The sequence below is a fragment of the Burkholderia sp. Ac-20365 genome, from assembly GCF_017104715.1.
GTDB lineage: Bacteria > Pseudomonadota > Gammaproteobacteria > Burkholderiales > Burkholderiaceae > Paraburkholderia.
In genome coordinates, this window is record NZ_JAAGPI010000003.1 from 123,386 (window position 1) to 136,235 (window position 12,850).

Sequence of the window (12,850 nt, forward strand, 5' to 3'; positions counted from 1 at the left end):
CACTCGTCGAGATCTTGAACGTGGCAGCTTTTCACGCCGGTGATGCGTGATCTGAAAGGTCGCGATCGAGCGGCGAGTTTCCGGTCATGCGTGTTTCGCTTGATGAATCATCCAGCAGAGCCAATTCAATCTATAGCGCGTTGAAAGCCGGCGCAGCAAATTCGAGCGATTCCTGCAAGTCACGGCGAGTTCCGACGATCGAACCACGCACGGCACGAGACCATCACAGCACACGTACCAGGGTAATGAACAGGTACGGTTCCAAGCCGCTTGATTGCTCCTTTTGAGGATATTGGACTGAGGTCCAATATCCTGCGGTCTACTGCGGCCTCGCGGATGCGGGACTGGATGGACACAGGTCGATGGAAAAGGAGTCAGAAAAAGGCCGGCCCGCGATGGGCCGGCTCGAGAAACCCTGACTTTCGGAGGGTATGTCGATTAGGGCTGAGAGATGAGGCACGCATAAAAAATGCGCGTGAGCACAGTCAGCGGGATTGATATGAAGTGACTCTACCTCACGCACCGATGATGAAGCGGAAAATATGCATCAAAAACGCGCCATTAGTACGATGGTGTAACTATTTTACCGTTGTCAAGTGATCATCGGATGAATAGCGGCTAAAATTGCCGAAAGAATTGGAAGAAATGAACCGCAATTCAGTACTTGCTTACGTCTTGCACCTATGCGCATGACTGACTCGGCCGCGAGGACGTGACTACGTGCAACGTATTGTCTTTCTTAAAGATAATAAAACAGGCTATAAGCAATCCTATTTATTCTGGGTGGAATGCTGGTTGTCACGATCGGCGCTGGTTCTGAATGCGAGAAGGATCGGGATCCACAAATAATCTTCTGATTGGCTTTCGTCCATTATGTCGAACAGAGAGAGATAATGAACAGCGAAAAGACCTTGTATCTCGGGTATAGCCTTCAGGCGCTTGCCGCCTATGACGACGGGTCGTATGCCTCGATGTACATCGTGCGGCCTCCCAGCGGAAGCGAACGGGTCTCTCCTGTGCTGGGGCATTTCTCCAGCCCGGTGGATGCACGGCAGTTCGCATTGCGACGCGGAAAGATGGACGTCGACCGTATGTCTTCCGAAGATCCTCAGCAGTTAATCAGCGATCATCTGTGAGTCTTACTTCCCGAATATTGCGGAATGTATGACATCGCAAAATCTGGAATAAACTCCACGAACTTGAAGCCCGGTTATGCCACGAACTAGGCCAATTCGACGTAATGCAAGTCCTTATGCCTGTCGTGATGTCGATGCGGCCATCGCTCACCTCGAGGCGGTGCTTCTTTATGAGAGCGCAAGCCGGGTTTTTCCGAGAAGCTACTGGCGACGACGCGTACTTGAGCTCTCCACAACTTTTGGGATTGCAGAAACCCAGAAACAACGATTGGAGAACTTGCTGGAACGTGTTGACGAATCGTCGGCCCAGCGATGCGAGCGAAATCACCGATCCTGATAAATCGCATTCGATTCTCCAACCTGATCGATTAGCAATGAAAATGTCGTGCGCCGGATTCTGGAAGAAAAAAGAGCAGTGACAGTGTTCCTGGTTCTTATGCGGGAGTCGGACGGATACCGCATCGCGTCGTGATCGTTATACCAAGATAGGCGAAAGAGTCGTATACCGCGGAACGGTAATCTGGTCGGGGTGTTGCCGTTTCGTGAGCAATTAATTAATAAGATTTTCGACAAGCTCTTTGTGCCGAGCCCGCATGTTTCATCCTTAGAGAGCAGCTTAGAGTCTATATTAGACACGACGGCATGACTGCATGCCGCCGCTGTAGGGTGTGGGATTCACGTACAACGGTAATAGACTTTGAACGGGTACCCTGACCTTTCGTTTCCATCAAATGAGTCGGCCAGGTGATTGGATTAGGATAACGTTGGCGGTAAGGGGCTGTCCATCACGAGATGTCACTGGATGAAGCGCGCGGCGTTTCTGCAGGCTCGCCAGGATTGCGTGACGGTCTAATCTCCACAGCATTCATTTGGTCTTGGCGGCCTGCTGTCTATGCTGGAAGTAAAGAAGATCAGCCGCTTGATGCTTGCGAGGGCACAGATGCAGGCGCGACGTTACTGACCTCTTCGTATTAGTTCAATCCTACTTATCATGTTTTGTGACGCTTGCGAAGCACTGCTTTTCGGCGATAGATCAAGTCCACATTCACAGCTGGAAAGGTCTTGCGCGCCGACCAGATTGCGGCCGTTAGCTCACGCGCCGATCGATGTGTGCATCTATCGATGTTGCAAGTGTGGGGCAAGCTGGATGTCCGAAACGGACTTGTCTATACCCGGCGGGCGTGACTGGATCTGTCTGTATCGTTCGTCGAATATCCTTGAGCCTGGCAGCCTTTCACAGAGCATGTTGCAAGATAACGCGGATCCTCCGATAGTCACGCAATTGAGCGAAAAGCACGTGATCAAAACTGATTGGACGTTCCAAACGTTGATCCTGCTAGGTTCGCTTCCCTTCATATGACGATCTTGCGTTCGTTTGTGCATGTTGCAGGAGTTGGGTTGTGCTTACGTGGACCATGCATCCAACGAGGCAGTGCCATGGAATTCATGCTATCGGCCGCGATATTTGTTACATCTACTGGTTTCTCGTCAGCACCTCAGTATCGCGTGAGCCGACAACGGCTGTTGCGCCCCCGCAGTTCATGCCGCAGGTGACGCGGTGGTCCGCGAGGTTGCAGCTTAGCCGTGAGTTTCCGGTACGGTATGTCTCACTTCATCAACTATCCGGCAACGCCAATTCAATCTACAGCGCGTCGAAGTAACTGCCGGGAAAGCGGGCCGGGAGTCCGTCTGGGAGTGAATCAATGGAGAAAATTTACTCGTACCATGGCTTTGAAGTCACTGTGAAGCTGGAGTCTGTGCGGGCCGTTTCAAGCGAGTTCACGTATGGTCCTCCCGTTGGCTTCGTTGCAGAGGTGAGCATCTGTACGGCAGACCCGAAAAGACCAGTAGGCGTGCCGATTCGGCTTGTCGCCGAGGGAAACCGCGTTTTCAGCCTGGAGGACGACGCCTTCACGGCAGCCTTTAATGCTGCAAGGCGCGTGATAGACGACAGGGCTACTCCTTGACATGGACGAGGGCGAGTCGCGCCTGTGAGGCACCTGGGCGAGGACAGACGCTCGAAAGCAAGATCAAGGCCCCGTGATTCACGCGTGCTGCACATTCATCAGGTCGGAACGAGATCAGGCTGGCCGGCGGGTTCAAACGGATGGAAGCAGAGGAGACTCCTTTCATGCGCGGATACTATGGATGCATCGCCGCCCTGACACTCGTCGCGACGTTCGCACGGGTGTCGAACGCTGCGTCGACCAGAAGCGATGAGGATGAACACTGGCAATTCGCCGTCGCGCCATACCTGTGGCTGCCGTCCGTAGACGGGACGATGCGCTTCTCGCTGCCTGGCGGTGGCGCCGATGCGTCGACGGGGCCATACGATTACCTGCAGAACCTCAAATTCGCTTTCATGATTCAGGGCGAAGCGCGTAAGGGCGACTGGAGTTTCTTCGGGGACGGAGTCTATCTGAACTTCGGACGCCACGAGAGTGCGGTCAATGCAACGACCGGCTTGTTCGGGCCAGGCGAAACGCAGCAGAGCGTCCAGACGAGTTTCCGCGGCACGCTGGTCGAAATTGGTGGAGGCCACACGGTGATGCGACCATCGTGGGGCTACGTCGATGCGATTGTCGGGATGCGCTACCTTGGCGCGAAAGGCACGCTCGACGCGACAACTGCCTCGACCACGCGCACAGGCGGGGGTGCGAACCGGCAGTTCGATTTATCGCAGGTGCAGAACATTTTCGATGGCTTCGCGGGCGTGCGGGGACGCCTGTCGATCACCGAAAGCGGCCGCTGGTACGTGCCGTTCTATCTGGACGTGGGTGCAGGAACGTCGAAGTTCACGTGGCAGGCGATGGCGGGGCTCGGCTACGCGATGAAGTGGGGCGACGTGAGTCTGACGTATCGGTATCTGGCCTTCTACGGATCGGGCGATCAACTCGTGCAGACGCTACGCTTCGGCGGTCCGAGCCTGAATTTGATCTTCAGGTTCTGAATGCCCAAAGGTCGCGCGTGACCGGTAATCGAGCGTCCATGAAGGTCGCAATTTGTCTTTTGCAATTGACCCGGTGTCGCCGAGATGGTGGCGTCAACCCGTGAGGCAGCGCGCGGCCATCACCAGTCATTCGCCACGCGGCCTGCGATGGATTTCGAGCGGGCGGCTTGTAACGTCTCGTGCTGCCTCTGTCGTGTCCAGTTACTCAGCGAGGCTGTCGATGAACTGCCTGATGGTGCTCAAGACGGGTTGCTGATCGCCAGCGAAGGCCCAGTGATCCGCTCCGTCGAGTTCGACGAACCGTGCCCGCGCGATGTGGCTGGCGAGATACCGGCCCGCGCCGATGCGAACGGCGCGGTCGTCGCGCCGGTGGAGCACCAGAGTGGGCATCGAAATTTGCCTCAGAAGATGCCGCACGTCCATGTCGCGCAACGCCTCGAGCACGCCCTTGATGGCTCCGGGGCTTGATGCCGCCCGAAGCAGGCCGGCCCACCATGCTCTCGTTTGAGGATCGCCAGACAGGCTCGGCGCGAATGTCTCGATGCCTGCGGGGCCGCCCCAGTCTGTGACGAGCTGCTGCAGCCACATCTCGTACTGACTGGCCTGCAGCGCGTGGGGATAGTCGCGCGTAGCGGTTCCCTTCGCCAACGAGGCGAACAGAATGAGGCCAGCGACGCGGCCCGGTTGATCCACGGCAAACCTGACACATGCCGGCCCACCCTCTGACGCGCCGAACAGCACGACTCGGCGGCTGCCGGCGGCATCCAGCACGGTGCCGATGTCCTGCGCGGTCGCGTCGACGCTGGGATTGAAGCCGACTCGGTCGGAGAGTCCGACGCCGCGACGATCGAGCAGGATGAGACGGCCCATCCCGGCGAGCGAGGACAGGAACGCCCGACACCGCGGCTCCTCCCACAGCCGTTCGACGTGAGACACGAAGCCGGGCAGCACCAGAAGATCGATGGGGCCGGCGCCGCAGGTCTGGAATGCCAGGTGGACACCGCCGCCGCTGGCGTAGCGCGTTGACGGCGGTTCCTCGATGGGCAACGCTGCGCCGGCATTCAACAGCGCGCGGGTTGCGGATTCGGGGGCAACGTTGAGCTCGTCGTGAAGGCGTCGCGTCAGGGCCTCGAGGTGCCGCTCGGCCGTGGTGCGATCGCCGGCGAGCAGAAGGTTGCGGATCAGGTGACGTCCGTACACTTCGCTGAGCGGATCGAGTTCGACGAGACGGCCGGCGTGCGCGGCTGCGGCGGCGTAGTCACCGCTCGCATTCCTGTCATGCACCACGCGCTCGAGCGCCTGAATCGCGCGTCCGCGCAAGGCCTCCCGCCGGAAAAAAGCCCAGTCGTCGAACTGTGGGCAGTCGCCAGGCGAAAAACCCTCGAGAAAGTCGCCGGAATAGCAGCGGCACGCCCGCTCGAAATCGCCGCGGTCGCAGGCTTGCTCGAACAGTTGGGAATCCACTCGCAGGTCGATCGCTGCCGACAGGCGAACTGATGACCTGTCGGTGGTGAAAACGTCGTTGCCGAGTGTGAGTTGAAGGCGATGAAACAGACGCCGCAGCCGCGCCCGCACAACCTCCTCGGCGGCCTCCGGCCACAACATCGTGGCGATAGCGTCGCGTCCGACCGGACCGTTCGCTTCGGCCAGGTAGACCAGCAGGGCCAGGCCCTTGCGCAGCGTCAACCGGCACAGTTCACCGTCCCGACGGATCTCCGGGAATCCAAGCGTCCGGACACTCAACAGAGCCATGGCGGGCGACCTCCATGATGGCGTGCGGGGACGCTTAGGGGACGGGGCGATCCTACCATTCCTGCAAACGGCGATCGTCGGACTCGTTTACGAAATGGACTGGAGGTGTGTGATGAAGCATCTGGGAAAGCATGCGATCGTGATCGGCGGCAGCATGGGCGGGCTGCTGGCCGCTCGCGCGCTGGCGGATTTCTATACGCTCGTCAGCGTGCTCGAGCGCGATGCGTTTCCGGCGGCGGACCTCCCGCGCAAGGGCGTGCCACAGGGTCGTCACACCCATGGATTGCTTGCGCGCGGCAGCGCGGTACTCGAGGCGTTCTTCCCGGGATATAACGCCGAGGTGGTCGCGCAAAGCGGCGGATTGATCGGTGACGTAGCCAACGATGTGATCTGGATCGGCCACAACGTCAGGCTTGCGAATAGCAAGAGCGATCTGGTGGGCCTGCTGGCGAGCCGTCCGGTGCTCGAAGGCCATCTGCGCCGACGGCTGCTGGGATTGCCGAACGTACGCATGATAGAAAATTGCACCGTTCGGGGTCTTGCCACCGACTCCGCTCGCAAGCGGGTGACGGGTGTGCGCACAGGTGTCGACGGCGAGCCAGAGGCGATCATCAACGCGGACCTTGTCGTTGATGCGACGGGGCGCGGCTCGTCCAGTGCGACGTGGCTTGAAGAACTCGGCTACGAGCCTCCCGCCAGTGAGAAGGTCGACATCGGTATCTGCTACACGACCCGTACCTATCGGCGCCGACCGGCTGATCTCGACGGTAAGCACGGTATCGTTATAGCCGGTAGTGCGCCGAACTGGCGCAGCGGTGTCATGCTCGCGCAGGAAGGCGACAGCTGGATTGTCAGCGCTGGCGGTTTTCTCAATGACGATGCACCCGACAACGACGAGGGCTTTCTCGCGTATCTGGCGACGCTGCCGACCATGGAGATTCACGACGTTGTCGCTAGTGCGCAGCCGCTAGGCGATTACAGGCGTTACCGCTACACCTGCAGCGTGCGTCGCCAGTATGAGCAGCTTGCACGCTTCCCCGGGAACTATCTGGTTTTCGGTGACGCTGTGTGCAGCTTCAACCCCGTGTACGGGCAAGGCATGACCGTCGCGGCGGAAGAGGCGCTTACGCTGCAGCAGTGCCTGCGCGCGGGCACGGACGAGCTTGCCCGCCGTTTCTTCAAGGCTGCCGCGAAGATCGTCGATATACCATGGGACATTGCGGTTGGTAACGACCTTCGTCATCCACAGGTCAAGGGAGCGCGCCCACCGAAGCTGCGTTTCATCAACTGGTACATCGGCAAGCTTTATGTTGCCGCGACGCGCGACAGCATGCTGGCGACCGAGTTTCTGAAGGTTGTAAACCTGATAAGGCCGCCATCGTCGCTGCTCAGTCCTGCGATTGTGAGGCGGGTCTGGCAGGGCAACCGGAGGCCGGTATTGTCGGCTTCCTCGCTTGCAGTCGAAACCGCGCCGCGAAAGAGTGCATCGTCATGACCGGAAAGCACTGTGATAATCGGGGAAGGCGGTAAAAGCGCACTCGCTAAACAGTCGCTACGATATCCACCGTGTTTGAGTTTAGACGTTCACGACGGCAGGACACGCGAGCGAATGGCTGCTTAAAAACACTATTTTCCGACTGGAATCTGGACGCACCTCTCATTTGTTTCATCGGCTTTTTCTTCGGTGGATTAGCCGGCCGATTCATTGCGTGGCTGAAATGGCGTGATCTTTTGCGACTGTCGAAATAGATCGGGAAGCGATGAATAAAACTACCTGCAGAAGAGGCGAGCAGATATTCCGGGCCATCGCGCGGCCATTACTTTCGGCGACAACTGCACGTCCATCTCGATGGGCGCGCAGTGTTTGCGACTGCCGGAACGCATGAGGTCGGCGCAGTTGCAACCCGGAATGACCGCGCGATATTCAGGCTGCGATCGCCGCCTTGTGCGCTGCGACGATCTCCGCCTCATCCTTCAACGCCTTACGGACCGACGCACGCGCTTCGATCCGCGCGATATACGCCTTCAGGTTCGTCAGATGATCGAGATTGACGCCTGAGCGCTCGTGCCACATGGTTGCCCACACATAGGCATCGGCGACAGTAAACCGCTCGCCTGTCAGATACGAACGGCCATCGGCGAGACGCGCGTCGAGCTTGCCGTATGCCGCGAGCAGCTTGTTACTGTGAAACGCAATGCCTTCGGGCGTCATCAGTTTGCGCATCAGCGGGATGTGCTTTTGGGCGATTTCAGTTGCGATGAACGTCAAGAGTTGGTCCATGCGCGCGCGTTCCATCGTGCCGTGCTCAGGAATCAGCCCAGACTCCGGATACTGACCGGCAACGTACGACGCGATCGTGATCGTCTCCGTGAGCGGCTCCGCTTCATCATCGATCTCTAGTGCGGGGACGTACAGCAACTCGTTCACGGTGGCGAAGTCGGTTTGGTCCGACGTCGTTTTGCCGAACACATCGAAGTGCACGAGTTCAGGCGTAAGCCCCAGTTCGTTGAAGACGGCTTGCACGGCGAGCGAGCAGGTAGCTTGAGCAATATAGAGTTTCATGGTGTGCCTCGTTTCGGTGAAGGATTGCCGGGAACACATCGGCTGGTGCGTTTGCCCGCTGTCCCGTTGCAATGAAGTATCGCGAGATCCGGTCCGGCGATAAACAACGGCACGGGCGGCGCACCGTCGCCTGTACGGCGACAATCGCTAGCGCAGGGGCGCAAACCATTGTCGCGTTCATGGCGACACTCTGAACACGACGCACGGCTTTATCCGGCATCGAGCCGACTCTAGAATCCGGCGCTTCTCCCTCATCGCGGGCGCACGTGACGTGTCGTGCGCGCTCGCCTTCTCGCCGGACAGACTCTTCGATGAACATTTCAAACCCGGACGCCACACAGCGCGACAAGCTGCTGATACTTGTCGCCGTCTGTCTCTCGGCACTCGTGCTGCCGCTCGCATTTTCAGGCGGCGCGGTTGCGACGCCCGCTATCGGCCGCGACCTTGGCGCGCACGCCACCGCGCTCACGTGGATCACCAACGCATTCATGCTCAGCTTCGGCAGCCTGCTGATGGCGGCGGGCGCGCTCGCCGACCAGTTCGGCCGCAAGAAGCTCTTCGTGCTGGGGTTGGGCGGTTTCATCGCGACATCGTTCGCTATGAGCTGTGCGCCATCGGTGCTCGCGCTCGATCTGTTGCGCGGTGCGCAAGGGATTGCCGCTGCCGCATCGCTGTCGAGCGGCGCGGCAGCGCTCGCACAGGAGTTCGATGGCCACGCACGCACGCGTGCGTTCAGCATGCTCGGCACGAGTTTCGGCATCGGCCTCGCGTTCGGGCCGTTGCTGGCGGGCGCGCTCATCAACCAGTTCGGCTGGCGCGCGGTGTTCGTCGTGATCGGCGCGATCGGCATTCTGGCGTTCGCGTTCGGTGTGCCGCGCATGCGCGAGACGCGCGACCCCGATGCGACAGGCCTCGATTACCCCGGCGCCGTAACGTTCAGCGCGGCGCTCGCACTCTTCACGTTCGGCGTCGTCCAGGCACCGGCAAGCGGTTGGGGCAGCACGCCCGTCGTGGCGCTGCTCGCGGCTTCCGCTGCGTGCCTCATCGCGTTCATCGTCATCGAGCGGTGCGTAAAGCGCCCGATGCTCGATCTGGGTCTGTTTCGCTACCCGCGCTTTATCGGCGTGCAGGTGCTGCCCGTGGGCACCTGTTACTGCTATATCGTACTCGTCGTGATGCTGCCGCTGCGCTTCATCGGCGCGCAGGGACTCAGCGAATTGAACGCGGGCCTGCTGATGATCGCGTTGTCCGCGCCGATGCTCGTCGTGCCGATGCTGGTCGCGTCGTTCACGCGCTGGCTATCGGCGGGCACGCTATCGGGTATCGGCTTTCTGATCGCGGCGGCAGGCTTGTACTGGCTGAGCAGCGTCGACTTCGACGGGCCTGCGCGGCAACTCATCATGCCGATGTTCGTGATCGGAATCGGGGCAGGCATGCCGTGGGGGCTGATGGATGGCCTCTCGGTGAGCGTCGTGCCGAAGGAACGCGCCGGAATGGCGGCGGGAATCTTCAGCACCACGCGTGTAGCCGGAGAAGGCATCGCGCTCGCGATCGCCACCGCGATGCTGGCGGCGCTCGCGCAGTCGAGTCTTGCGCGTATCGTGCCGGGCGGGAGCGCGGATATCGCCGGACGCGTCGGGGAAGCGGCCCGTCACGTGACGGCGGGCGACATGCATCATGCTCTCGCCGTCTTGCCCGAAGTGACGCGCGCAACGCTTGCCGCGAGCTATGCGGATGCATTCACGCGCCTGCTGCATGCGCTCATCGTCATCACGTTGCTGGCCGCGTGTGCGACCTTCGCGTTCCTGAGCCGGACACACACCCACGACGAAACCGGTCCGACTGAAGACATGGCCGCTGCAGCGACCGAAGACACAACGGTATCCAGCTAGCTGCTACAGTTTGCTGTCTCTGATCCTCTTACGATTTTGCCAACGAAACGAGGCGAACAATGAGCGAGCGTGTGGACGCCCCTATCAATGAAATTGCCGTTTTCGTGACCGTCGCGCAGACGGGCAGCTTCACGCGCGCCGCGGAGGAAATGGGCAATAGCAAGTCGAATGTCGGCAAGGCTGTGCAGCGTCTCGAAGCCCGGCTCGGCACGCGTCTGTTTCAACGTACGACGCGTGCTGTGCGTCTCACCGAAGATGGCGAGACCTATCTGCTGGCTGCGCGCGATGCGCTGGACGGCCTGCGCGAAGCCGAGCAGCAACTCGCGGCGCGGCGCTCGGAACCTGTCGGCCGCGTGAAGATCGACGTCCCGGCCGGTTTCGGCAGGCTGCTGCTGCCGAGCTTTCTCGAACTGCGTGCCAAGCATCCGAAGGTGACGCTCGAACTCGCGCTGACGGACCGCATGTCGGACCCGATCGGCGAGGGATGGGATGTGGTCGTGCGTATCGGTGCATTGCCCGAGGACAGCGAGCTGACGGTGCGCAAGCTTTGCGATCTGCGCAACGGTCTGTATGCGTCGCCGGAATATCTCGAACGAAGAGGCACACCCGCCGATATCGACCAGTTGGGCGATCACGACGCCGTCATCTTTCGCGGACCAATGGGCCGGTTGCGTTCCTGGACCCTGCGCAGCGGCGCGTCGACGAAAGAATTCGCGCCGCAGCCGGTGATGGTGCTCGCGGATGGTCAGGCGCTCGTCGAAGCGGCCGTGGCCGGCTTCGGGATCGCGCAGATTTTCGATCGCGTGGCGCTGCCGCATGTGCAAGCGGGCAGGCTGGTGCATGTACTGCCCGAAGCCGACGTCGATGGGCCGCCCGTGCACGCGATCATTTCGCTCGGACAAAAGATGGCCGCGAAAACGCGCGCGGTCGTCAATCATCTGGCGGAAACCTTGCAACGCTCAGACGCGTGACGTGCATGAAGGCGGCCGGTGCAATGCCGGTCGCCCGGACGCGGGCGCATCCGCTACATCTGGATGCGTCCGCGCTTTCATTTATTTCCGGTCGTTGCGCTTACAACCTGATCGCCTGCTGTCCCGTCGCCCCAACCGCCGCCAAGTGCACGAATCAGGCTGACCGTCGACGCTGCCTGCACGCCCTGAAGCTGCACAGCGGCGCGTCTTGCCTGCAGTACGCTGCGCTGCGCATCGAGTACGTCGAGATAATTCACCGCGCCTTCGGCGTACTGCTTGCGCGACAGGTCGGCGGCGCGCTGCGATGCCTTCAACGCTTCGTCCTGCGTTTGCGTCTGCGTTTCGAGGATGCGCAGGTCGGCGAGACTGTCCTCGACTTCCCGGAACGCAACCAGCACCTGCTGACGGTATGTCGCGACGTCCTCTTCGTAGACGGCGCGCGCATTAGCGAGATTGCCGCGCCGGCGTCCGCCGTCGAAGAGCGGCACATTGAGCGCGGTGCCCGCGAGCGGGCCGAGCAGGAATGCACGGCTGCTCCACTTGAAGAGGTCGCCGAGTGTCGCGGATTCGAAGCCGGCGGTGCCCGTGAGCGTCAGCGACGGAAAGAAGGCCGCCTTCGCAACGCCGATGCGCGCGTTCGCGGCGGCCATCGCGCGCTCGGCAGCGGCGATATCGGGCCGCCGTTCGAGCAACGACGACGGCAAGCCCGGCGGTATGCGCAGGTTCACGGCCTGAATCGGATTGGGTGCGATCGCGAACGCGGCGGGCGTTTCACCGAGCAGGACGGCAAGCGCATGTTCCGATGTGGCACGCAGGCGCTGGACGCTCATCGCGTCCGAGCGCGCCGACGCCAGTTCGCTTGTCGCGCGTTGTACATCGAGCTGCGTAATTTCTCCTTCAGCGAAGCGTCGCTGAACGAGCGCTAGCGATTGTTCGCGCAGCCCCACGGCTTGCATGAAGACGTCTGCTTCGGCGTCCAGCTCGCGCAATGCAAAGTAGTTCTGCGCGACGTCGGCCTGTAGTGCGAGCAGTATGGAGCGATAAAGCGCTTCGCTGCGCTGCGTATCGGCGTTTGCCGCATCGACCGTGGACGCGACGCGGCCGAACAGATCCACTTCATACGATGCGCTCGCCTGAGCACGCCACAGCGTCTGCTGCGGCACATCAGTGCCGTCCGGCTCGAACAGCGACGCGGCCGACACGCGCTGCTTCGTCGGACCGACGCCGGCGTCGAGGGTCGGAAAGAGGCCCGCGCGCGTGGCTTGATTGAGCGCGCGAGCCTCGTTCACGCGTGCAGCGGCAGCTTTGAGATTCTGGTTTGCGTCGCGCGCGTGCTGTTCGAGTTCATTCAGTTTCGGGTCGTCGAAAACCTTCCACCACTCACCGCGTTTTACATCTTCCGAAGGCTGCGCGGTTTTCCACGCCCCTTCGGCGTCGGCGCCTGCGGGCGCCTCCTTGAAGCTCGCGATGGTGGATGACGCCGGCACTTCATAGGTCGGCGCCAACGAGCAACCGGCTGCGACGAGCATTGCGCCGAGCAGCAGCGATCCGCTGAAACCGCGCTTCCAGATACCTTTTTTCATGTC

General features: G+C 60.7%; 9 protein-coding genes. 6 read left to right on the forward strand and 3 right to left on the reverse strand.

Translation table 11 applies throughout. The features are described 5' to 3' along the window. Nucleotides 1-893: 893 nt before the first annotated feature. From G3O01_RS07035 to G3O01_RS07045, 3 genes are all read left to right on the forward strand, one after another. A complete protein-coding gene (locus G3O01_RS07035) occupies nt 894-1,136 on the forward strand; it encodes a hypothetical protein (protein ID WP_205803821.1) in 243 nt (80 codons plus the stop codon). A gap of 1,703 nt (nt 1,137-2,839) precedes the next feature. After that, on the forward strand, nt 2,840-3,103 hold the full coding sequence (locus tag G3O01_RS07040; protein WP_205803822.1) for a hypothetical protein: 264 nt from the start codon (nt 2,840-2,842) through the stop codon (nt 3,101-3,103). Between the two features lie 164 nt (nt 3,104-3,267). Beyond that, nucleotides 3,268-4,086, forward strand: a complete 819-nt coding sequence (locus G3O01_RS07045; protein WP_205803823.1) for a hypothetical protein — start codon at nt 3,268-3,270, stop codon at nt 4,084-4,086. Between the two features lie 201 nt (nt 4,087-4,287). Here the strand turns inward: G3O01_RS07045 and G3O01_RS07050 are convergent, their stop codons facing one another. Then, on the reverse strand, nt 4,288-5,838 hold the full coding sequence (locus G3O01_RS07050) for an alpha/beta hydrolase (RefSeq protein WP_205803824.1): 1,551 nt from the start codon (nt 5,836-5,838) through the stop codon (nt 4,288-4,290). A 112-nt stretch (nt 5,839-5,950) separates the two neighbouring features. Here G3O01_RS07050 and G3O01_RS07055 point away from each other — a divergent pair, with 112 nt between their 5' ends. Continuing rightward, on the forward strand, nt 5,951-7,333 hold the full coding sequence (locus G3O01_RS07055) for a monooxygenase (RefSeq protein ID WP_205803825.1): 1,383 nt from the start codon (nt 5,951-5,953) through the stop codon (nt 7,331-7,333). 429 nt (nt 7,334-7,762) lie between these two features. On the opposite strand, the gene G3O01_RS07060 is transcribed toward G3O01_RS07055, so the two are convergent. Next, nucleotides 7,763-8,401, reverse strand: a complete 639-nt coding sequence (locus G3O01_RS07060) for a glutathione S-transferase C-terminal domain-containing protein (RefSeq protein WP_205803826.1) — start codon at nt 8,399-8,401, stop codon at nt 7,763-7,765. 311 nt (nt 8,402-8,712) lie between these two features. On the opposite strand from G3O01_RS07060, the gene G3O01_RS07065 reads away from it, so the two are divergent. Together G3O01_RS07065 and G3O01_RS07070 are read left to right on the forward strand one after the other, a co-directional pair. Beyond that, nucleotides 8,713-10,293, forward strand: coding sequence for an MFS transporter (locus tag G3O01_RS07065; protein ID WP_205803827.1), 1,581 nt, complete (start codon nt 8,713-8,715; stop codon nt 10,291-10,293). 59 nt (nt 10,294-10,352) lie between these two features. Beyond that, nucleotides 10,353-11,264 carry a LysR family transcriptional regulator gene (locus G3O01_RS07070; protein ID WP_205803828.1) on the forward strand — a complete coding sequence of 304 codons (912 nt, stop codon included), beginning with the start codon at nt 10,353-10,355 and terminating at the stop codon, nt 11,262-11,264. Nucleotides 11,265-11,341: 77 nt separating this feature from the next. Here G3O01_RS07070 and G3O01_RS07075 read toward each other — a convergent pair whose 3' ends face one another. Beyond that, entirely contained in the window at nt 11,342-12,847 is a 1,506-nt protein-coding gene (locus G3O01_RS07075) for an efflux transporter outer membrane subunit (protein WP_205803829.1), read from the reverse strand. Between the last annotated feature and the right edge of the window lie 3 nt (nt 12,848-12,850).